The sequence below is a fragment of the Burkholderia sp. MSMB1459WGS genome (assembly GCF_001534535.1).
Classification (GTDB): Bacteria; Pseudomonadota; Gammaproteobacteria; order Burkholderiales; family Burkholderiaceae; genus Burkholderia.
This window is the reverse complement of sequence record NZ_LPMU01000039.1, coordinates 62,485-84,217: the sequence shown is the minus strand read 5'-3', so window position 1 is coordinate 84,217 and position 21,733 is coordinate 62,485. Positions and strand designations below refer to the sequence as shown.

The following is a 21,733-nucleotide window of genomic DNA, read 5'->3' as shown; positions in this document are numbered from 1 at the left end:
GACAGCGACGTGATCGAGCTGTTAGCCGTCGACAGGCCCGTCGAGGTCGAGGTCGACAACGACGTGATCGAGCTGTTAGCCGTCGACAGACCGGTCGAAGTCGAGGTCGACAGCGACGTGATCGAGCTGTTGGCCGTGGACAGGCCGGTCGAGGTCGAAGTCGACAGGGACGTGATGGAGCTATTGGCCGTGGACAGGCCAGTCGAGGTCGAAGTCGACAGCGAGGTGATCGAGCTGTTGGCCGTCGACAAGCCAGTCGAAGTCGACGTGGACAGCGACGAAATGGCGCTGGTCGCAGTACCGACTTGCTGAGCGACCGAATACAGCTGGCTGCCGTTGATCGCATCGGTACTGGTCGGAGTCACCTGGCCTGCGGCAACGTTGGTGACTTGTCGTTCCTTGCCGCTATCACCCACGCTGACGACGCCGACCGGATTGGCGCCAGCGAATCCGCTGAACGTCACGCCGTTGACGGTGGCGCTGCTCGTGGCGGTTGCCGCGGTAGTCTTCGAGTTGGCGCCGAGCGCGACGGAGTTGTCCGTGCTGGCGACAGCGCCGGAGCCAATGGCGACAGCGTCGGCACCCGTTGCGGTGCTGTCGGGGCCGGTAGAGTTCGCGTGGAAGTACTTGATGCCCTGGCTGTTGATGTTGTCGATTGCCGAGCCCACGCTGTTGGCGGTCGACGTCGTGCCATTCGCGTTGTACGTGGTGTACGACGGGGCCGAGACCTTGCCCGTCGTCGGGTCGTACGTCGAACCGCCGCCAAGTGCCGAGGCGGTGCTATTACCGAGGTTGTCCGTCTTCGTCGAGACCGAGCTCAGGCCGGTGGACAGCGAGTTGATGCCCGTCGAGGTCGAAGTCGAAAGCGACGTGATGGAGCTGTTGGCCGTGGACAGGCCCGTCGAGGTCGAGGTCGACAACGACGTGATGGAGCTATTCGCCGTGGACAGCCCCGTCGAGGTCGAGGTCGAGAGCGACGTGATCGAGCTGTTAGCCGTCGACAGACCGGTCGACGTCGAGGTCGAGAGCGATGTGATCGAGCTGTTAGCCGTCGACAGGCCAGTCGAAGTCGACGTGGACAGCGACGTGATCGTGCTGTTAGCCGTGGACAGACCCGTCGAAGTCGAGGTCGAGAGCGACGTGATGGAGCTGTTAGCCGTGGACAGGCCAGTCGAAGTCGAGGTCGAGAGCGACGTGATGGAGCTGTTAGCCGTGGACAGACCCGTCGAGGTCGAAGTCGAGAGCGAGGTGATGGAGCTGTTGGCCGTGGACAGACCCGTCGACGTCGAGGTCGAGAGCGACGTGACGGAGCTGTTAGCCGAGCTCAGGCCGGTAGACAGCGAGTTGATGCCGCTCGAGGTCGACGTGGACAGGGACGCGATCGAGCTGTTGGCCGACGAGAGGCCCGTCGACGTGGAAGACGAAAGCGACGTGACGGAGCTGTTAGCCGAGCTCAGGCCGGTAGACAGCGAGTTGATGCCGCTCGAGGTCGACGTGGACAGGGACGCGATCGAGCTGTTGGCCGACGAGAGGCCCGTCGACGTCGAGGTCGAAAGCGACGTGACGGAGCTGTTAGCCGAGCTCAGGCCGGTAGACAGCGAGTTGATGCCGCTCAAGGTCGAAGTGGACAACGACGAGATCGAGCTGTTGGCCGACGAGAGACCCGTCGACGCCGAAGTCGACAGGCTGCCGATCGCGCTCGTGGTCGTGCTCATGCCGGTGCTGAGCTGCGCGACGGTGACGGCGTCCTGCGGAGCCGAGCCGTCGGCGACATTCGTGATGCGGCGCAGCGCGCTCGCGCTGCCGACCGACACTTCCGACAGCGGCGCGGCGCTGCCCGTCAGATAGCCCGTTCCGGTCGGCGCAGCCGTCCCGGTGACGCTTCCCGCGCCGAGCGCGACGCTGGACGCATACTTCGCGTTGCTGCCTGCGCCGAGCGCAAGCGCACCGGTACCAGTCGCCGTTGAGCCTGTGCCGAACGTCGTCGCGTTCGTGCCGCTGGCCGTGGAGCCGACGCCGATGACTTGCGCGCCCGTGCCGGTGGCGAGCGTGCCATTGTTGCCGATGGCGATCGAGTTCATGCCGTTGGCGGCAGTTTGGGCGCCGATCGCCGTCGAGTCTTGGCCCGTGGCCGCCGCACTGGTGCCGAGTGCCAGCGAATCGCCGGACCCCGACGGCGACGTCGCGGTTGCGCCGTTCCCGATTGCGATCGTGGTGCCGGAGAAAGCGGTGCCTGCGTTCGCGCTGTTGCCGATCGCGATGCCGCCACCCGTGCCCGTATTCGAACCGGCGGTTGCCGATTGACCCAGGGCGACCGACGAGACGCCGCTTGCCGTCGCGCCATCGCCTTGCGCGATGCCGTACGCACCGTTGACGGTCGCACCACGGCCAACAGCAATACCCGACGTGGCGCCCGACGCGACGGACGACTGCCCGCCGATCGCGATACCGTCCGACGCGGCGGACTGCGCGCCCTTCGTCGCGTTGCTGCCGATGGCGACTGCGCCCGCGCCCGAAGCGATGGTCGAGTTTGCTTGCGACAGCGGCGTCGTTCCGTTGCCGCCCGCGCCGCCGATCGCGACGGAGTTCAGCGCATTTGCAGTCGAGCCGAAGCCGAGTGCGGTCGCACCGGCGCCGCTGGCGGTCGTTTCGAGGCCGGCCGCGACGCCCCAGAGTCCAGCCGACGACTGCATGCCGGTGGCGACGGCGCCGTTGCCGGTCGCCTGCGCGAACGACCCATATACCGTGACGCCCGTCCAGCCGTTGCCGTTGGAGTTACAGCCAGCCACGACCGAGTACGTTCCGGAGCCGTCGCCGGCCTGGTTTTGCGTGCCGCCCGGGTTGACGCGGCCGACCGCGCCGTTGCTTCCCGTGAAGCAGGTTTGCTGTGTGTTGAGCGTATTGGCTTCGGCCAGCCCGGGCAGGCCGATCGCCAGAGCTGCGACGGCGGCGACCACCACGGCCGACTTGTTCGGCTTGCCCCGTGCCGAATCGTTTTCCGATGCCGCGACCCAGGCGCCAAGGGCTTCGTTCCAGATCGAGCGGTATGTGCGGTTCATGTCCTGCTACCTCCAAATGTGCACGCAACACACCGGTCTCTTTCGTTAGAGGATTACTCCGTGCGCTCGCGCGAATCTCAAAATTGATGGGCGGAGTTTATTGGAGGTGGATTTTAAAGATTGACAAACAGTGATAAATGAGGTGTTTTTAAAGTTAAAGAATGGTTAATGCATCGTGTTTTGATGCGTCTGGCGTGAATGAATTTGAAAGATGGCCGAACGTTCGATGTAGGGGGCGTAAGTGGTTGCCACGTCAAAAAAATTTACCTTTTAAATCAATGGCTTAATTGACTTTTGTACGGTAGGTTACACACCGGATCGCTCAAAAAGTAAGACAAATGAAATAGCAAACGTTTGCGAGGTGCCGAAGTCTTTCATATTTGTAATGTAAGTCGATGTGCCGAGATATAATGCTGCAGGCATTTAATTATCTTGTTGATGTTTTGGTTTTGACGGGATTTGAGTTTGTATTTGGTGGTTATCTGATAATTGAATTTATCCGACTCGGAGGGAATTGAATTATGCCGATATGCGCATCCCGGCCGGCGCAGTGGCCCGCGCGGCGGGCATTCCGGGCCGCCCGGTCGGTGGAAGTTGTAAAAAAGTGCTACGGAGCGCAGAGACGAAACAATTCGCGTCAATTTATCGGATTTGTCCTATTGACGATTGCATCAAAGTCGGCGTCAAGGCGGAATAGGCGCACATGCCGGAGTCGAGCTGGCGCGCTCGCGGCAGGCGTTTCGCGTGATGGCGACAGGACGTCAGATATCGCGGGTCAGCGTCGGGTCGGCGGCGCCTGAAATGTCAGATCCGGGCGCGGCAATTTGCCGCCCATGCCGTGTGTGTGCTGGCGTGTCGAAGAAAAATAGGGATGGATTGAATGTGTCGGACACGCCACATTCGGTCCCGGGGCGTGGATTGAATCAGGCGCTTGCCGCATGACCGGCGGCAAGCGCCCGACTTTACTTCTTCATGAACCGCAGCGCGAACCGCGCCATCCGCGGCACGAACATCGGGCGCAGCAGGCGCTCGTCGTAACCGGCCATCCGACGGTCGTTCTCCGCGAGACACAGCTCGATCAGCTCGCGCGGATTCAGCGCATCGCCGATGTCGGCGGTGCTCGTTGCCGGGAAGTTCGCGTCGTGCGCGACGCCATCGGCGTCAATGCCGCGCGCAATGCCGATGCGTTCGCGGATCAGGTGCGCCCATACGGCCGCGACACGTACGAAGAACCACGGCCGGCGCCACCACGGCAGGTTGCGCCAGTGCCACGCGAACCAGTTCACGAAGAACAGGATGTGGCGGCCTTCTTCCTGGATCACCGGTTCGAAGGTTTCGACGAGCTCGGGCGGGAAATAGCCGGAGCGCTGCGCGGAACGGAACAGGCCGAACGCGAAGAAGCTGTCGATGCACTCGCTGAAGCCCGTGACCATCCATGCCCATTCGGCATGCTTCGGCGCCGGGTAGGCCGGCTCCGGCGCGAGCGCGATGCCGTACGCCTCGACGAGCTTCGACAGCACGACCTTGTGGCGGGCTTCCTCGCCGCCGTCCATCTCGAGCGCGCGGCGCAGCAGCGGATCGTCGACCGTCGCGGCGTAGGTCGCCACGCGGATCGACGCGCGGCCTTCGGTTTGCACCGCGATGTCCCAGATCGGCAGCGACGTGAGCCGCCTGAGTTCGGCCGGCTGGAGCGCCGGCCAGTCGATCACGGCCGGCTTGTACGGGTTGTGTGTGTCGAGCAGCATCCGACAGAACATCTGCTTGTGCGCATCGGAACCGATTCGGACCGGGCCTTGCCTCTCGAAGGTCCAGTTGCGCATCGCGTGATCTGCGGCTGCATGCTCTTCGTGCAGCGTGTCGGTCATGGCTATTGTTATGCGATTACGGATCGAAAGATTCTTGCACAGCTTCCGTCATCGCGTATTTTCGAGTGGCCATGGGCACGCCGGCCCCGCGCGCGTCGCGGTCACGCGTTCGTGTCGACCCAGAGGCGGCCCCAGCGTGACGCGTAGGCGAGGGCGTGTTCTTCCTCGAAGAAGAAATCGATTGCGTCGAACGACACGGAGCGCGGCGACGGCCCGCCGCTCGCGCGTTCGATCGTCAGGTTGGCGGCGAACAGCCCGTTCGGCAACCGGGCGGCAGCGGGAGCGACTTCGTAGCCCTTGTAGCGGATCGTACGGTTCATGGGGTGGCGCGCAAAAAAGTTCGGACTTTCAGCGTACGAAAACGGGCCGCCTGCGTGAACCAATCTTTCGGCCAATGCAAATTACGCGGGGGGCTGAATCGTTATCGGGGCGGTGCGCGGGGAGAGGGCTTTCGGCAGGGGCGGCGACACGCCCGGCACATCGCCGCGCGTCGGAAGACGCGCCGCGCGACCCCGTCGAATCCTGTCGACCGAAGGCGCGCGGCGGAATGCGGAGGTTACTGGTTGGCGACTTTCAGCACGGGGGCGAGCGCATCGACCGATGCCGCATGCGAGGCCGCACGATGCGACGCGAACGCGAGCGCGAATTCGGCGGCTTGCGCGCCGACCGTCTCGAGTTGTGCGACGACCTTCGGATCCGAGCAGCTATCGGCGCTTTCGAAGCGGGTTTCGAGCGTGTTGACGGTGGCGCCGAACGGCGTCGGCCAGCCGCGCAGCGCATGGACGATCGAGCGCAGCGACGTCAGTACGGTGCCGGCCGCCTGCCAGCCGTACGCGGTGACGATCAGGCCGACCGCACGGCCGTCGAGATACGGGCGATCGTCCGCGCGCAGCTCCTCGAGCGTGTCGAGCGCGTTCTTCACGAGACCGGACACGCCGCCGTGATAGCCGGGCGTGGCGATGATGATCGCGTCGGCCTGGCGCACGGCGTCGATCAGCTCGCGCTGCGCGTCGGTCAGCGTTTTATGTTCGGGCGCGTAGTGCGGCAGCGTATGCAGGAACGGGCCGTCGAACAGGCGCGTGCGCGCGCCGGCGGCTTGCGCACCGCGCAGTGCGAACGACAGCGCGCGTTCGGTGGACGACGCGGCTCGGGTGGTCCCGCCGATGCCGACGACGAACGGGCGGCGGTGTTGATCGAATGCAGTCAAGGGGCGCTCCTCGGGAATGGCTTGCCCGGCTAAGCACAGGCTTAAAACCAGATGGTAACGACCCGGTCGCCACTCTGAAAACGACTTTTCGTTCTATCGATATGCCGCGCGGCGACGGCAAGCGTGTGCGCGGCCCCGCAGATCGATAGCAGAAATGCTTGGTTGGGACGGTGCGCCACGGTCGATAAGATGGGCTCGTCTCCTCCATGATGTCTCTACTGACATGGGTTGGCCCCGCCGCGCGGATGCTGGCGGGGCTTTTTTTCGTCCTCGGCCGGAAAACGGGGTGCGATGCGCAGGGGCGTGGCCCGTTACTCGAATACCGGCCGGAAGAAGCTGCGTTCGTAGCTGACGATGCACCGCGTTTGCTCCGCGTAGCAGAACGCGGCCTGGCAGGCGGGATCGTCCTTCGAGCGTTCGCGGTAGCGCTCGTAGTCGGCGAGGCTCGGGAACGAGAACATCGCGAGCGCGATGTTGCTCGCGCCTTCGGACGGCAGGAAGTAGCCGTGATGCGTGCCGCCGAACTGCTCGACGAGCGGAATCCACATCTTGCCGTAGGTTTCGAATTCGACGAGTTTGTACGGATCGACGACGTAGCGAAGGAAGCAGGTGATCATGGGCACTCGCGGGGGTGACGGAGCGGCGAGTCTGGAGCGCGGGGCGGCACGTGTCAACGGCGAGCGCGCCGGACAGGCCCATCATCACGCGACTTCATCGCACGACGCGTTGCTTGCGCGGGCAACGATCGATGCTTCGATGCGCTTGCCGTGACGTGCACGCGGCATCGGCGCGAACGATATTCGTTCCGTCCGCCAGCCGCGTTACCCCGGGATTTACTCGTCGCGGCTGTGCGTCTCGCCGCCGCCTTTCGCGAGGCGCCATGCGATCGCGCCGAGCACGCCGACCGCGACGATCAGCGCGCCCCACAGCACGTAGCGGCGCCCGGCATCCGCATCGGCGGCTGCCGCCGGCACGACCGCCGACGGCAGCGCCGCGCCGACGCGGGCGGGCCGCACTTCCGGCACCATGCCGACCAGCAGTGCGTCGCGGCTCACGGCCGACGATGCGAGCGACGCGTCGCCGACGCCGAGCGTAAACGGCGGCGTGCCGCGCGCGACGAAGGTCAGCGCGGCCGGATGCCAGCCGAGCGCGACGGCCGGCTGGCCGCCGCCGAGCCCGCCGTTGCGCATGTCGACGACGATTCGCCATGTGCGATCCGTGTTCGCGACGAACTCGAGCGGCGGATTGCGTTGCTCGCCGCCCTTGCCCTGCAGCCGGAACAGCACGGCGGACGCGACGTCGCGCCACGGCGCCCGCGCATCGGCGCGGCTTTGCAGCGTCGCGCGCGCGACGGTGTTCGGCTGCGGCAGGTCGATGCGCACGCGGTCGACCGGATACGCGCCGTCGGTGTCGAACAGATACTCGCCTGGCGCAGCGCCGGCGCGTATCCGCACGGCGTCGCGCCACTGGCGCGGCACGGACGCCGTGTCGACGCCGCGCGCGTCGCGCGGATGCGTCTCGACGTCGACCGACGCGATCGACGGCGCGCCGTCGGGCCAGTCCAGCCGAAGGTAGCGCGGCGCGGCGCCGTCGAGCGCGATGCGCTCCTGCACCAGCATGTCGTTGCCGCGGCCGACCTTCAGCAACTGCGTGCTGCCGAGTGGCCGCCAGGTGCGCAGGTCGTCGCTGGCTTCGACGGACACACGCCCCTGGTAGCTGTCGTCGCCCACGTGTACGAGCAGCGCGTCGATGTTGCCGTCGGCATGCGACAGGTCGACGAGGTCCGCGCCGTGCCGGGTGCGCGAAGGCGTCGCGATGACCGCGCGCAGCGCGCCGTCCGGGCCGACCGTCACGCCGGGCGGCGCGTTGCCGTTCTCGGCGCGCGCGGGCGGCAGCGGGAACCAATGCACCGGCGTGCGGGACGGCGGCACGGCGGCCGCAGCCGCGGCGGGTGCGTCGAGCGAGTACGGCACCGGCTCGCCCGCGCCGTTGAAGATGCGCACATCGCCGAGATCGTCGCGCCGGCTCGCCGCATACACGGGCTGAGGCACGGTGAGCTGGTAATACGCGGCGCTGCCGTCGAGGTCGAGCGCGAAGCGCTGCATCGCGCGTCCGGCGTTCGGTGCGCCGTCGGCCGCCGCGAACGACGCGAGCAGGCTCAGCCCGAGCAGGGCGGCGCGTCGTTTCATGGCCGGCCGCCTTGTTGCGCGGCGGCCTTCGGCGGCAGCGGCGAGAAATAGCCGATCAACAGCAGCAGCACGCCGATGCCGATGAACGACACGATGCGCTCGATGCCGGTGACGTGCGACAGGTCGAACAGGAACAGCTTGACGACCGTGAGCGCGAGCAGCGCGGCGCCGACGAACCACAGCGGCCGCAGCCCGCGGCGCGTGGCCCAGATCGTGATGGCGAGCGCGCAGACCGTCCAGTACACGGACACCGACGCCTGCACGAGCGTCGATTCGGCCATCGCGCCGAATGCGTACGGCACGCCGGCCCAGTGATGCAGCGTGCGCAGCATCAGCACGTTGAACCACAGGAACACGGTCGCGATCGCCAGATAGCCGGCGACGCGCGGATGCCACGCGATGCCGAGCGCTTTCAGGCGACGCAGCCACGCGGCGAACGCGACGAAGACGAGACCCTGCGCGACGTCGAGCGGATTGAGCAGCGGCAGCCAGAAGAGCGGCGCTGCGTCGCCGTCGCTCACCGTGCTGGCGAGGCTCCACAGCCACAGCAGCGCGGCGAGCGGCGCGGCTCCCCACACCTGATAGGCGCGCGGGAATGCCGCGACGGGCCAGCGCAGCCGCGAGCCCGGGCCCGACACGAGCAGGAGCAGCGCGCCGAAGCCGTACGCCCATGCGCTCCAGCTCCATGCGCCTTCCGGGACGAACGCGCGCAGGCGCCAGAACCCTTCGAGCGCCAGCAGCCCGCCCAGGGTCCAGAACGTCAGCGTATGCAGCGGCGCGAGCATGCGTGCTGCAACGGAGGGCGTCACACCCCGCGCGTCGGCGGCGTCGGTCGTGCCGCGCGACTGGCGCCACAGCAGCGCAAATCCCGCGCCGATGGCCACAGGCCACGCGAACGCGCCCATGCCCGACAGCGGCGCTTCGTGCGCATCGAACGCACGCAGCGCGAGCAGCGCCAGCACCGGTGCGAGCGCGAGCGCGGGCCATTCGGCGAGCGGCCACGCGAGCCGGCGGCGCGCGGCGTGCGCGAGCCATGCGGTGCCGGCCGCGAACAGCGCGGTCGTATCGACGACGAAGCGCTCGGCATGCAGGTCGACGTGTCGGCTCGCATGGACGAGGATCTCGTGCAGCCCGCCGCTGACCCACCACAGCAGCCCCCACGCGGCGGCCGCGACGCCGATCTCGGGCATCCATGCATGCCATGCGCGCGCTTCGCCGCGCCCGTGCAGCCACCAGCCGGTGAACAGGCCGGCGAGCGCGATCAGCAGCATCGCGATATACGGGCTGTTGAGCACCGGCAGCGCGGCCGTGTCGGCCGGGCCAAGCAGGCTCGTGAAGAACGCGCCGGCCGCGGCGACCTGCATCAGCAGCCCGAAGCCGAACGGCAGCAGGCGTTTCTGGCGCACGCCGAGCCACACGACGGCTGCGCCTTCGATGGCCCACGCGGCGCTGGTCGTCGGCCCCGAGAACGCGAACGGCACCGCGAGCGTCGCGAAGATGACCGCGAGCGCGAGCATCGATTCGAACAGCAGACCGAGGCGATCGCGGCGCCGCGCGAGCCATGCGGCTACCGCGACGTAGAACGCCGACAGCGCGACCGCGCTCCATGCGAGCCCGAACGGCATGCCTTTCACGAGCGACGCCTGCAGCGCGGTCGCGACGATCGGCGTGCCGAACACGAGCGTGCCGTCCACATAGTGTCGCAGCGCGAGTTCGCGTTTCACCGCATACAGCAGCGCGATGCCGACATACATCAGGAAGAACAGGACGAGGAACGGCTCGGTGCTCGCGAACAGCGAGGGGCGATAGGCCGTCACGCCCCACGCGGAGCCGATCGTGAACGTGAACACGAAGCCGAGCAGGTTCAGCGGGCGCCAGGCCTTGAACCACGCGATCGCGAAGATGCCCGCGTTCAGCAGTGCGTAGTAGCCGAACAGCGCGACGTGGTTGCCCTGGCCGGTCGACAGCAGGATCGGTGCGAGGAAGCCGCCCGCACTGCCCATGAACGCGAGCGGCAGCGCGTTCTGCCGCACCGCGAGGAATGCGCTCAGCGCGCAGACCGCGACCATCAACGGGAACGCGGCGCCGACGGGCAGCAACGCATCGAGCCTGGTCGCGGCGAAGATCGTCAGGTACAGGATGCCGACGCCGCCGCCTTGCAGCACGAGGCCGTATGTGGCGCGGCGCGCACGCACGCGCCAGCCGATCGCGAGCAGCGCGGCCGCCGCGAGCGCCGTGCCCGCGAGACGGAATTCGATCGGCAGCATGTCGTTGTCGGCCGCGTACTTGAGCAGGAACGCGACGCCGAAGAACAGCACGACGATCCCGACACGCACGACCGTGTTGCCGCCGAGCAGCCAGTCGCGCGCGGCGCCGAACGCGCGTTCGGCGATGCCGGGTTCGCGCGGCGCGGGCGGTTCGGGCGGAGTGGCAGGTGCGCTGGCGGTGGTGTCGGCGTGAACGGACGCAGCCGAGGCGCGTGCCGCGGTGGCCGGCGCGGGCGGTGTCGGGAAGTGCGTCGGCAGCGGTGCGGAGGCGGCGTCGGCCGAAGCCGTCGGCGCGATGCCACCGGATGTCGCCGTCCCGGCTTTCGCGCCCGCCAGTTGAGCGCGCAGCGCGTCGAGTTCGCGCGTGAGCGTGTCGACGGTGGCTTCGAGGCGCGCGACGCGATCGGCGAGCGGTAACGGGGTGGGAGGCGGCGCGGAGCTGGCCCATGCGTCGGGCACGGCGCGCCGGCTCTGCAGCTTGCGTTGCCGCAGCGCGTGCCCGACCCAGAACCCGGCGGCGGCTCCGAGCAGCGCGCCGCTCGCGGCCGGGAAATCCCCGATCAGGGCGGCGATGCCGCCCACGACGAAACCGATTACGGCGAATGCCCAGTTCAACGCCTTGCTCCCTCTCACTATCGTTATCGTCCTTCGATCGGGATCGCACCGGATCGAGGCGGTTTCAGCACGGCCGGCAGGCGAACCGGCATGCGCGCGCCATGCGGCTGGCGCCTTCGTGCGAAAGGCCCGCGGCAACGTCGCGATCGGCGTGTTTGCGGCGAATGTATCACAGCGTGCCTGCCCGGATTTCCGCGGTTGGCGCGGTATCGCGGCGTGCGCCGTTCGGTGTCGCCATACGGCTTTTTGCACGGTCATGCTTTTTATTGACGAATGCGATGCGCGTTTTCGTCTGAGTAGATGCGCGCCGGAACGGACGTCAACTTGTCGGAAAGCGACGCGTGCCGAATGCGGCCTGGCGCAAAATCCCATGTGCCGTTCGCCGCGCTGCTGCGCACAAGTCCGAAGGGCGATGCCCGTCGCAGCAGGCCGAGCGCGTATTGCGCCGCCGCAAAGGGCGGCGCGGCCCGCCGGACGGGGCTGGCGGCCGTGTCGTATTTGCGCAAGCGTTTGTCGTAATTCGTCGGCAGGCCGGGGTTTTTTCTGGCAACTATGTAGGCACGCTATGACAAGCGCGAGTCCCCGCTACACGAGGAGAAGGTTTCGATGGATGCCCCCAAGGTTGTGGTCGAAGGTCTGTGCAAGGTGTTTGGAAGCAATCCGCAGCAGGCGCTCGACATGCTCGCCGCCGGCGCGACGAAGGACGATGTGCTCAAGCGCACCGGTCAGGTCGTCGGCGTGCACAACGTCTCCTTCGATGTGCAGGAAGGCGAAATTTTCGTGCTGATGGGCCTGTCCGGTTCCGGCAAGTCCACGCTGATCCGCCTCGTGAACCGGCTGGTCGATCCGAGCGCCGGCAAGGTGCTGATCGACGGGCTCGACGTCGCGTCGGCGCGCCGCTCGGCGCTGACCGCGCTGCGCCGCAAGGACATGAGCATGGTGTTCCAGTCGTTCGCGCTGATGCCGCATCGCACCGTGGTGTCGAATGCCGCGTTCGGGCTGGAAGTCGCGGGCATGGGCAAGAAGGAGCGCGAGCGCCGTGCGATGGAAGTGCTCGAGCAGGTCGGCCTGGCGCCGTTTTCGCACAAGCTGCCGTCCGAGCTGTCGGGCGGCATGCAGCAGCGCGTCGGCCTTGCCCGCGCGCTGGCCGTGAACCCGTCGCTGATGATCATGGACGAGGCGTTCTCCGCGCTCGATCCGCTCAAGCGCCGCGAAATGCAGGACGTGCTGCTGCAACTGCAGAAGGACCAGCGCCGCACGATCATGTTCGTGTCGCACGATCTGGAGGAGGCGCTGCGCATCGGCAACCGCATCGCGATCATGGAAGGCGGCCGCCTCGTGCAGGTCGGCACGCCGCAGGACATCATCGCGAACCCGGCCGACGATTACGTGCGCGCGTTCTTCGACGGCATCGACACCAGCCGCTACCTCACCGCCGGCGACCTGATGCAGACGGGCGCCGTGCCTACCATGTCGAAGTGCGATGCCGCGAACGTCGCCGCGTCGCTGAACGGCAGCGCCGAATACGCGTTCGTGCTCGATGCGCAACGCAAGATCCGCGGTTTCGTCACGCGCGATGCGATCGGTCAGGACACGCCGTCCGTGCGGCCGATCGAAAGCATCCGGCGCGATGCGTCGCTCGAACACGTCGTCGCGCGCGTGGTCGCGAGCCCGAATGCACTGCCCGTCGTCGACGACGACGGCTGCTACTGCGGCTCGGTCGATCGCGCGCTCATCCTGAAGGCCATCACGCGTTCGCGAGGTTCCCATGTCTGAAATGATTCCGCTCGGTACCTGGGTCGACCAGTCCGTTCACTACCTGCTCGACCACGACGCGAAGACGTTCGACGCGATCGGTCGAGCGATCGAGGGGCTCGCGGCATTCGTCGAGCATGGCCTGCAGGCGATCCCGATGTGGCTGATGATGGCGATCTTCATCGGCGTCGGGCTGTGGCGGGTGGGCTGGCGCTTCGCGCTGTTCACCACCGCGTCGCTGCTGCTGATCTTCGCGACCGGCTTCTGGGATCAGACGGTCATCACGCTCGGCCTCACGCTGTCGTCGACGATCATCAGCCTCGTACTCGGCATCCCACTCGGCATCTGGGCCGCGAAGAGCAAGTGGGTCGCCGCGATCGTGCGCCCGATCCTCGATCTGATGCAGACGATGCCCGCCTTCGTCTACCTGATTCCGGCCGCGATGCTGTTCGGTCTCGGCCGCGTGCCGGGGATCCTGTCGACGGTGATCTTCGCGATGCCGCCCGCGGTGCGTCTCACGAGCCTCGGCATCCGCCACGTGAACCGCGAGATCGTCGAAGCCGGGCAGGCGTTCGGCTGCACGCCGTGGCAACTGCTGTACAAGGTGCAGTTCCCGAACGCGCTGCCGTCGATCATGCAGGGCGTGAACCAGACGATCATGATGGCGCTGTCGATGGTGATCATCGCGTCGATGGTCGGCGCGGGCGGCCTCGGCAACGACGTGCTCGCGAGTATCCAGCGCCTCGACATCGGCCTCGGCTTCGAAAGCGGTCTGTCGGTCGTGCTGCTCGCGATCATTCTCGACCGCATCACCGAGAGCTTCGGCCGCGCGCCGGGCACCGCGAAAGCGCCGCTGTTCTCGGGCCTCAAGCAGCTCTTTCGCGTGAAGGCCGAGCCCGCGCAGGCCTGATCTCCGGCGGCCGGGCACGCTCCGGCCGCTCACCCTCGTCGAATAACGGCTCCCGCGGCTTGCGCCGCGGGGCTGGCTCCCTGCAACCTCCTCGCCAGGAGACCGATGTGACGTCCGCCGTCGCTGTCGCGCCCGTTGCCTGCGTTTCACCGGTTTCGTCCCTCGCCCATTTCGGCTTCCTGACGCTGCCGAACTTCTCGATGATCGCGTTCTCGAGCGCGGTCGAAGTGCTTCGGATGGCGAACTATGTCGGACGGGCGGAACACTACAAGTGGTCGATCTACTCGCTCGACGGCGCGCCCGCGCATGCCAGCAACGGCATCGCGGTGCGGCCCACGCAGCCGCTCGATTACGACGACCTGCCCGACGTGATGATCGTGTGCGGCGGCATCCGCATCCGCGACATGGTCGACGAGCGTGCGCGCGATACGCTCGCGGCGCTTGCCGCACGCGGGCTGCCGCTCGGCGGCATCTGCACCGGCGCCTACGCGCTGATGGCGAGCGGGTTGCTCGACGGCTATCGTTGCACCGTGCACTGGGAGAACCTGTCCGCGCTGCATTCCGAATTTCCGCAGGTCGGATTCGCCGACGAGTTGTTCGTCGTCGATCGCGACCGGCTGACCTGCACCGGCGGCACCGCGCCGCTCGATCTGATGCTGAACCTCGTCGGCATGCGGTTCGGCCAGCAACTGGCCGCGCAGGTATCCGAGCAGTTCATCCTGGAGCGCATCCGCAGTTCGACCGATACGCAGCCGATTCCGGTCGATGCGCGGGTCGGTTTCTCGCGCGCGGAGCTGATCGAGGTCGTGCGGCTGATGGAGGCGAACATCGAGGAACCGCTGTCGCTCGAGGAGCTCGCGCGGCTCGTGCGGCTGTCGCAGCGGCATCTGCAGCGCATGTTCAAGGTGTACCTGAACGTATCGCCGACCCACTATTACCTGACGTTGCGCCTGAAACGTGCACGCGACCTGCTGCGTACGACCGACGCATCGATCGCGCGCGTGACGACGGTCTGCGGCTTTCATTCGCCGTGTCATTTCAGCAAGGCATACCGCGCGCAGTTCGGCCACGCGCCGAGCTACGAGCGCCGGCTGCCGGGGCGCTGAACGGGGCGATCAATCGGTCCGCGACGTCGCCGGGATCGCGGCGCGCGGCTTCAATAAACGATCCCGCATTCGAGCAAACGACATCACTTTGAGGAGAAGCAAGATGAAGCGCCTATTGATCGCAGCGGTGTGCGGGATCGGGATAACCGCGCCGATGTCGGCCGTTTATGCGGCCGATCCGCCCGTTTGCAAGAACGTGCGCTTCGCCGATGTCGGCTGGTCCGACATCGCGGCGACCACGGGCCTCGCGTCGACGATGCTGCAGGGGCTCGGCTACACCCCGACGAAGACGATCGCGTCGGTGCCGATCACGTTCGCGGGGATCAAGAGCAAGCAGATCGACGTGTTCCTCGGCTACTGGTCGCCGACGATGGACCCGATCATCCAGCCGTTCACGAAGGCCGGCACGATCAAGGTGCTCGCGACGCCCAACCTGACCGGCGCGAAATACACGCTCGCGGTGCCCGACTACGTGTACCAGGGCGGCCTGAAGTCGTTCGCGGACATCCAGAAATTCGCGGACAAGCTCAACGGCAAGATCTACGGGATCGAGCCGGGCAACGACGGCAACGCGCTGATCAAGAAGATGATCGACGGCAACCAGTTCGGCCTCGGCAAGTTCAAGCTGGTCGAGTCGAGCGAGGCCGGGATGCTAGTCGAGGTGAACCGCGCGATCCGCGACAAGCAGTGGATCGTGTTCCTCGGCTGGGAACCGCATCCGATGAACGTGCAGATGAAGATCGACTACCTGACCGGCGGCGACGACGTGTTCGGCCCGAACTACGGCGAAGCGAAGGTGCTGACGGCCACGCCGCCCGACTACGCGCAGCGCTGCCCGAACGTCGCGAAGTTCGTGTCGAACCTGCAGTTCACGACGTCGATCGAGAACCACGTGATGGTGCCGATCATGAACAAGCAGGATCCGAACAAGGCCGCCGCCGAATGGCTGAAGGCGAATCCGCAATCGCTCGACAAGTGGCTGGCCGGCGTGACGACGATCGACGGCAAGCCGGGCCTGCCGGCGGTGAAGGCATACCTCGGCGTGCATTGAGCTCGACGCGTCGGGCGTTGCGGCCGCGGCCCGGAGCCTGGCGTGAATGTCGAGCCGGCGCAAGCAGGGCGACCTGCTTGCGCCGGCTTTTTGCTGTGCGCAGCGCGCAGCGTGCTGCGTACTCGCGCCAACGGCCGGCGGGCGATGCGCTAGACTGCTCGATCCCCGCCAAGGAGACGGCAATGACCCGCAACCCCCTCGATGCATCCCGGCGGCTGTACGCAGCCGGCACGCGGCCGAATGGCGCGATCGCTTCGGTCGACGCAGGCTGCAGCCGGACGATCCGGTATGTCGGCCGTTCATTCGCATGAAGCGCATCGAGCAAGTGGTGCTCGCCGCCGATCTCGCGGGCACGGCGGTGTTCGCGATCGAAGGCGCCAATGCGGCAATCGGCGCCGGACTCGATCTGTTCGGGGTGATGGTGCTGTCGCTCGTCGTCGCGCTCGGCGGCGGCGTGATTCGCGACCTGTTGATCGGCGCCCGCCCGCCGAGCGCCGTGAGCGACTGGCGTTATCCGGCGCTCGCGTTCGCCGCGGGACTGTTCGCGTTCGTGTTTCATGCACGGGTCGCGTCGTTCTCGCCGTCGCTGCTGACGACGCTCGATGCGGCCGGCCTCGCATTGTTCGCGGTCGCGGGCGCGGTGAAGGCGATCGAATTCCGCGTCCACCCGTTCATTGCGACGCTGATGGGCGCCGTGACCGGCTGCGGGGGCGGCGTCGTGCGCGATCTGCTGCTTGCGCGGATACCGGTCGTGCTGGTCACGGATATCTATGCGAGCGCGGCGCTGCTCGGCGCGGTCGTCGTCGTGTCGTGCCGGCGACTCGGTTGCCCGCCCGTCGTCGCGGCCGTGCTCGGCGGCGCCGCGTGCTTGGCGCTGCGGATGGCGGCGGTGCGCTTCGGCTGGCAGTTGCCGAAAATTGCCGCGGGGGCGTAGAGCCTGTTCACGACCCCTTCGTCGCCGCCGGCACGTCGAACACGCGATCGAACGCCCACTGGAACACGAACGCGTAGCAGAAGAAGAACGCGAACAGCCCGATATCGACGACGAACGCATCGAACCACGTGATGTCGAGCCACCACGACACGACCGGCACGAGGATGAAGATCAGCCCGCCTTCGAATCCGGTGGCATGCAGGATCCGCCGCCCGAGCGTACGCGCCGGCTGCCGCCGCGACGCTTCCCAGCGTTCGAACAGCGCGTTGAAGATCATGTTCCACAGCATCGCGATCGCCGACATCGTCGCCGACAATGCGCCCGAATAGACGAGGTCCTGCTTGAAGATCGCCGCGATCGCGGGCGAAATGCAGGAAATGGCGATCGCTTCGTAGAGCACCGCCTGCGTGATCCTGCGCGGTAGGCCTTGCACGGGGTTCCTCCGGTTCGACGGCGGCGCCATGCCGCAACGTCCCCGCAAGGCTAGCCGCGTTGCGCGCCCGTTTCAATTCACCTAATCTCACCCCGATTGAACCGAATTCAACCCGGCCGCATTCGATCCGCGAGGCTCCGTGTTCTCGAAAATCCCCCTGACCGCTTTGCGTGTATTCGAATCGTCGGCACGGCTCGGCACGTTCAAGGCCGCCGCGGACGAGCTGTCCGTGACGCCGGCTGCCGTGTCGCACCAGATCAAGTCGCTGGAGAGCCGCGTCGGCGTGCTGCTGTTCGAGCGCGGCGCAGGCGGCGTGCGGCTGACGGAAGAAGGCGAGCGACTGTTTCGCGCGAGCCACGAAGCGTTGCTGGCATTGAGCCGCGGGCTCGACGCCGTGCGGCCGGACGCGGCCGACGAGCGCCCGCTCGTGCTGACCACCACGCCGGCCTTTGCGGCGATGTGGCTGATTCCCCGGCTCGGTGCGTTTCGCCGTGTCGATCCGCATCTGCACATCAAGGTCGAAACGGGGAACGCGCTCGTCGATCTCGAACGCGAGGCGCGGATCGATCTCGCGATTCGCGCGACGTCGCGCCAGTTTCCCGCGCTGAACGAGATTGCGTTGATCGACGAGTATTTCGGCGCGTATGCGGCTGCCGGCTTCGACGCGCACCGCACCGACGAGCCGCTCGACCTGATCGAGACCGTGTGGGATACGCCGCTGCCCGTGTCGGTCGACTGGGCGTCGTGGTGTCGTGCGGCGGGCCGGCAAGCATGGCTCGAGCGCGCGGTGTTTCGCCATTACGACGACGAGCACTACGCATTGCAGGCCGTGCTGCACGGGCAGGGTATCGCGCTGCTCAGCTCGGTGCTGGCCGCCGAGCATGTGGAGCGCGGTGCGTTGATGCCGATCGAGCCCGCGGTGCGGCTCGACGGTGCGCGCTTCGTCGCGCTGTGCCGGCCGGGGCGGGAGCGCGAGCCGCAGGTCAGGCGGTTTCTCGACTGGCTCGAAGCGGAAATCGCACGGACGCGCGATGCGGTGGCGCGGATGGCGCCCGACGCGTCTCGCGCCGCTAACCGAACCTGACGCAATACACCGGCGGCAAATGCGCCGATACCTGTCGCCAATGGTCGCCGCCATCGACGGACGTCCATAACCCGCCCGTCGTCGACGCCATCGCGAGGCGCGTGCCGGAATCGTCGACCGCGAGCCCATGCCGGTACACGAGGTCGTACGCGGGCGCGGCCGGCAACCCGTTCGACAGGCTCTCGAAACTGCGGCCGCCGTCGCGCGTGCGCGTGACGACGAACCGGCCGTTCACCGGAATCCGGCACGCATCCTTCACGGCCGGCACGAACCACGCGGTATCCGGTTCATGCGGATGCACGGCCACCGCGAAACCGAAGCTCGACGGTTGCGCTTCGATGCGGCGCCAGTGTTCGCCGCCGTCGGTCGAGCGGAAGATCGCGCAGTGATGCTGCGTCCACAGCACGTCGGGATTGGCCGCGCACTGCACGACGCGGTGCGGATCCTGCATGTTCGGCTCGCCGCGTCGCTCGGGCGGCATGTAGTCGGCTTCCATGCCTTCCGCGGTCACACGCCACGTCGCGCCGCCGTCGACGGTCTGCCAGACGCCGCCGCACGAGATGCCGACGGCGACGTGTCGGCTGTCGCGCGGATCGACCATCACCGAATGGATGCCCGGCGCGTCGTACCCGCCGCCGCCCCATTCGGCGCGTTCGGGGCGATCCCACAGCGCGCGGTTGAGTACCCATGAATCGCCGTGGTCGCCGGAGCGGAACAGGCCGCCGGGAATCGTGCCGGCCCACAGTACGCCGGGCTCGTCCGCACCGCCGGCTTCGAGCGACCAGATTTGCTGAAGGGTCCACGGCGGCTGCGGCGCCCCCGCGGGCGCGTCGTCGGCGTCGCCGCTGCCCGTGTGCGTGTCGGTACGGGCGGCCGACGCGTCGGCAGGCTGCGGCGGATAAACCGGGGCCGCACATTCCTCCCAGTCGGTGGCGCCTGCGCGCAGCCGGTGGAGCTTCACGCCGAAATGGCCGAGATTGAGCGCCGCATACAGCGTGCCGTCGCGCGGGTCGGCGAGCGCCATGCTGACGGGCTCGCCGATGAAATGCGGTTCGCCGAGCGTCCAGCCGCCGTTACCGTCGGGTTGCAGGACGAACAGGCCCTTGCGGGTGGCGACGAGCAGTCGATCGTTCATATGCGGTGTCTCCGGATGGTCCGCCTTGGCGCGACGGCACTTGGTATGGAGGGATGCTGCGCCCGTGCGTCCCTTTATCCGCCGGTCAGCGCCTGCACGACATACACGCGGCTGGCGTCGCCGAGCGCATCGGACAGGCGCTGCCGGTCGCGGATCGGCTGGCCGTCGATGAACACCGACAGGTGCTTTCGCAGCGCGCCCTGGTCGTCGACGATGTAGCCGCGCAGCCGCGGTTGCTCGCTGAAAATGGTGTCGAATGCTTCGCCGACCGTGCGCGCGTCGATGTCGCGCTCGGGCGTTTCGACATGCCGCTGGATCGATGCGGCGAAGAAGAGGTGCGCCATGGCGGTAGCTGGCAGGAGCCGCACGAAGGGATGGCTTGTAGTTTAGGCGATCCGGCGGGCGCCGAAAGGGGAAACGGCACTGCCGTGCGCGGCGCGGCTGCTAGACCGGAATCGACCGTCCCCTGATCCGGATCCCGAGCCGCACGACGCCGATCACCGCATTCGACAGCCACGTGAGCCAGCGCGGCATCCCGCGCCGCCGGATATCGAGCAGCAGCACGATCCGCACGGCGTCGCTGTCGTTCCATACCTCGTGCGTGAACGTGTCGTCCCACAGCAGGAAGCGGCCTTCGTCGAGCCGGTATTCGCGGCCGTCGACCTTCAGCACGGCGGCCGGCGTGCCGTCCGCGCGCCTAGGCATCGACAGCACGAGATAGCCGCGCAGGATGCCGCGGAACGGCCCGCGATGCGGCGGGATGTGCTTGCCGGGCGCGAGGAACGACAGCGACGCGGACAGCACGTCCGGCGACGTCGCGACGAGCGACGCGACGGTCGGGCAGCGCGACAGGTTGCGCGCAAACGGCTGGCCGTACGCCTGCATGATGAACATGCGCCAGTTGCGCGCGTCGTTGGCCGAGATGTCGTACTGCTCGCGCATGATGTCGTGAAAGCGCGGGATGCGCGGCATGTCGCGTGCTACGTCGAGCGCCTCCGCGCGGATCGCGGGCCACGCGCGCACGAATCGCTCGGCATCCGGGAATGCGGCCGTGTCGAGCACCGCGCCGCTGTCGATATGGCGGTCGTACAGTGTGCGCAGCAGGGCGGCTGCATGGTCGTAAGCGGCGGACATGGTCGATCGATGGGCGGTCCGGATGAAGTGGTGGTCAGTCTGCCCGAAGCACGACGGGCGTTGCGTTACGTCAGGTTACGCCGGCTGACGAACGAATGACAGTTCGATGAAGGTCCGGCAAGGGCGGCCCGGCAGGCCGGGAATAAACATGCCTCCTCCGTCGTCATACGGGTGTAGCACGTCGTCTCGTTGACTTCTGAAGGAGTGGAACATGAACAAGCACTGGCTGTTGGCCGCCACGATGGTGGCGATGTCTGTCACAGGTGTCGCGACGCAAGCGTCCGCACAGGCACTCACGCGCGCGCAGGTCCGGCAGGAATTGATCGACGCCGAAAACGGCGGGTTGCGCTTCGTGACCGATACGTCGTATCCGGACGTGAGCCCGTTGTTTCAGAACCAAGCCGAGCGGATGCCGCAGCGGCAGGCCAGCACGGCGGTCGGCAGCGATCCGGCCATGTCGTCCGAAGCGGGCAAGCCGGCGGCGATGTCGCGGCGTCCGGGCGCCGCCGCATGCGTCGGCCCCGCGAGCTTCTGCACGATCTATTTCGGCAGCTGATCCCACCCGCCTGCATGCGCAGGTCACGCCTGTCCCGTGGTTGATCGTTACGTCTCATTGAAGGAGTTCATGATGAAAACATATATCGCACTACTGACGATGATCGGAGCGCTCGTCGGTCAGTCGGCATTCGCGCAAGCGGCCGCGCCGCTGACGCGTGCGCAGGTTCGCGAGGAATTGATGCGTCTGGAAGCGGCCGGGTACGACCCGGCGAAGGGCGACGAAGGCGAGTATCCGGCCGACATCCAGGCCGCGGAAGCGAAGCTCGCCGAGCAGGAACGGACGCGCATGGCGGCGTCGACGACGCGGGCGGCCGAACCCGGCATGCCGGCGCAGAGCGGCAACTAGGGGCCGATATGTACCCGTGCTGCGAGAGACCGTCGGCATCGCGGCAGAGCGAGGCACGCGCGCTGAGGGGCGCACGGATACGAAT

At 67.2% G+C, this 21,733-nt stretch carries 18 protein-coding genes and 1 pseudogene; 8 read left to right on the top strand and 11 right to left on the bottom strand.

From position 1 onward, the window contains the following. The 7 genes from WT97_RS34100 to WT97_RS16300 all read right to left on the bottom strand — a co-directional run. On the bottom strand, window positions 1-3,059 hold a 3,059-nt coding region (locus WT97_RS34100), incomplete at its 3' end, for an ESPR-type extended signal peptide-containing protein (protein WP_257128493.1). A 962-nt stretch (window positions 3,060-4,021) separates the two neighbouring features. Continuing rightward, complete coding sequence (locus tag WT97_RS16325) at window positions 4,022-4,924, bottom strand: hypothetical protein (RefSeq protein WP_059502140.1); 903 nt, start codon at window positions 4,922-4,924, stop codon at window positions 4,022-4,024. Between the two features lie 101 nt (window positions 4,925-5,025). Continuing rightward, window positions 5,026-5,244: a hypothetical protein gene (locus WT97_RS16320; protein WP_006480563.1), complete on the bottom strand. Its 219-nt coding sequence runs from the start codon at window positions 5,242-5,244 to the stop codon at window positions 5,026-5,028. Between the two features lie 236 nt (window positions 5,245-5,480). Then, window positions 5,481-6,131 carry an NADPH-dependent FMN reductase gene (locus WT97_RS16315; RefSeq protein ID WP_059502143.1) on the bottom strand — a complete coding sequence of 217 codons (651 nt, stop codon included), beginning with the start codon at window positions 6,129-6,131 and terminating at the stop codon, window positions 5,481-5,483. Between the two features lie 311 nt (window positions 6,132-6,442). Beyond that, window positions 6,443-6,748, bottom strand: a complete 306-nt coding sequence (locus WT97_RS16310; protein WP_060353808.1) for an NIPSNAP family protein — start codon at window positions 6,746-6,748, stop codon at window positions 6,443-6,445. 216 nt (window positions 6,749-6,964) lie between these two features. Further along, the gene (locus tag WT97_RS16305) at window positions 6,965-8,320 is read right to left on the bottom strand and encodes a DUF3999 domain-containing protein (RefSeq protein WP_060353807.1); all 1,356 of its coding nucleotides are present in this window, start codon (window positions 8,318-8,320) and stop codon (window positions 6,965-6,967) included. Next, window positions 8,317-11,202: a DUF2339 domain-containing protein gene (locus tag WT97_RS16300; protein ID WP_060353806.1), complete on the bottom strand. Its 2,886-nt coding sequence runs from the start codon at window positions 11,200-11,202 to the stop codon at window positions 8,317-8,319. The genes WT97_RS16305 and WT97_RS16300 overlap by 4 nt, the downstream gene beginning before the upstream one ends. Window positions 11,203-11,254: 52 nt before the next feature. Here WT97_RS16300 and WT97_RS16290 point away from each other — a divergent pair. The 5 genes and pseudogenes from WT97_RS16290 (at window position 11,255) to WT97_RS16270 (ending at window position 16,958) form a co-directional block, all read left to right on the top strand. Then, window positions 11,255-12,978 (top strand): annotated as a pseudogene (locus WT97_RS16290) (glycine betaine/L-proline ABC transporter ATP-binding protein). Continuing rightward, window positions 12,971-13,867, top strand: coding sequence for a choline ABC transporter permease subunit (gene choW / locus WT97_RS16285; protein ID WP_059502151.1), 897 nt, complete (start codon window positions 12,971-12,973; stop codon window positions 13,865-13,867). The pseudogene WT97_RS16290 and the gene choW overlap by 8 nt, the downstream one beginning before the upstream one ends. Window positions 13,868-13,974: 107 nt before the next feature. After that, window positions 13,975-14,973 (top strand): GlxA family transcriptional regulator, encoded by a 999-nt coding sequence (locus WT97_RS16280; protein WP_059502153.1) that lies wholly within the window; start codon window positions 13,975-13,977, stop codon window positions 14,971-14,973. A 103-nt stretch (window positions 14,974-15,076) separates the two neighbouring features. Continuing rightward, window positions 15,077-16,024, top strand: a complete 948-nt coding sequence (locus tag WT97_RS16275; protein ID WP_034204176.1) for a choline ABC transporter substrate-binding protein — start codon at window positions 15,077-15,079, stop codon at window positions 16,022-16,024. A 307-nt stretch (window positions 16,025-16,331) separates the two neighbouring features. Continuing rightward, window positions 16,332-16,958, top strand: coding sequence for a trimeric intracellular cation channel family protein (locus WT97_RS16270; RefSeq protein WP_060353805.1), 627 nt, complete (start codon window positions 16,332-16,334; stop codon window positions 16,956-16,958). 7 nt (window positions 16,959-16,965) lie between these two features. Here WT97_RS16270 and WT97_RS16265 read toward each other — a convergent pair whose 3' ends face one another. Next, entirely contained in the window at window positions 16,966-17,391 is a 426-nt protein-coding gene (locus WT97_RS16265) for a PACE efflux transporter (protein WP_059790071.1), read from the bottom strand. A 139-nt stretch (window positions 17,392-17,530) separates the two neighbouring features. Between WT97_RS16265 and WT97_RS16260 the strand changes: the two genes are divergently transcribed. Further along, window positions 17,531-18,475 carry a LysR substrate-binding domain-containing protein gene (locus WT97_RS16260; protein ID WP_060353804.1) on the top strand — a complete coding sequence of 315 codons (945 nt, stop codon included), beginning with the start codon at window positions 17,531-17,533 and terminating at the stop codon, window positions 18,473-18,475. On the opposite strand, the gene WT97_RS16255 is transcribed toward WT97_RS16260, so the two are convergent. The 3 genes from WT97_RS16255 to WT97_RS16245 form a co-directional block, all read right to left on the bottom strand. Next, a complete protein-coding gene (locus WT97_RS16255; protein ID WP_060353803.1) occupies window positions 18,462-19,610 on the bottom strand; it encodes a hypothetical protein in 1,149 nt (382 codons plus the stop codon). The genes WT97_RS16260 and WT97_RS16255 overlap by 14 nt on opposite strands. Before the next feature lie 74 nt (window positions 19,611-19,684). Continuing rightward, a complete protein-coding gene (locus WT97_RS16250) occupies window positions 19,685-19,954 on the bottom strand; it encodes a MoaD/ThiS family protein (protein ID WP_059502162.1) in 270 nt (89 codons plus the stop codon). A 100-nt stretch (window positions 19,955-20,054) separates the two neighbouring features. After that, a complete protein-coding gene (locus WT97_RS16245) occupies window positions 20,055-20,744 on the bottom strand; it encodes an aspartyl/asparaginyl beta-hydroxylase domain-containing protein (RefSeq protein WP_060353802.1) in 690 nt (229 codons plus the stop codon). Between the two features lie 211 nt (window positions 20,745-20,955). Between WT97_RS16245 and WT97_RS16240 the strand changes: the two genes are divergently transcribed. Both WT97_RS16240 and WT97_RS16235 read left to right on the top strand, forming a co-directional pair. After that, window positions 20,956-21,300, top strand: coding sequence for a DUF4148 domain-containing protein (locus WT97_RS16240; RefSeq protein WP_060030841.1), 345 nt, complete (start codon window positions 20,956-20,958; stop codon window positions 21,298-21,300). 72 nt (window positions 21,301-21,372) lie between these two features. Then, window positions 21,373-21,648 carry a DUF4148 domain-containing protein gene (locus tag WT97_RS16235; RefSeq protein WP_060353812.1) on the top strand — a complete coding sequence of 92 codons (276 nt, stop codon included), beginning with the start codon at window positions 21,373-21,375 and terminating at the stop codon, window positions 21,646-21,648. The last annotated feature ends 85 nt before the right edge of the window (window positions 21,649-21,733 follow it).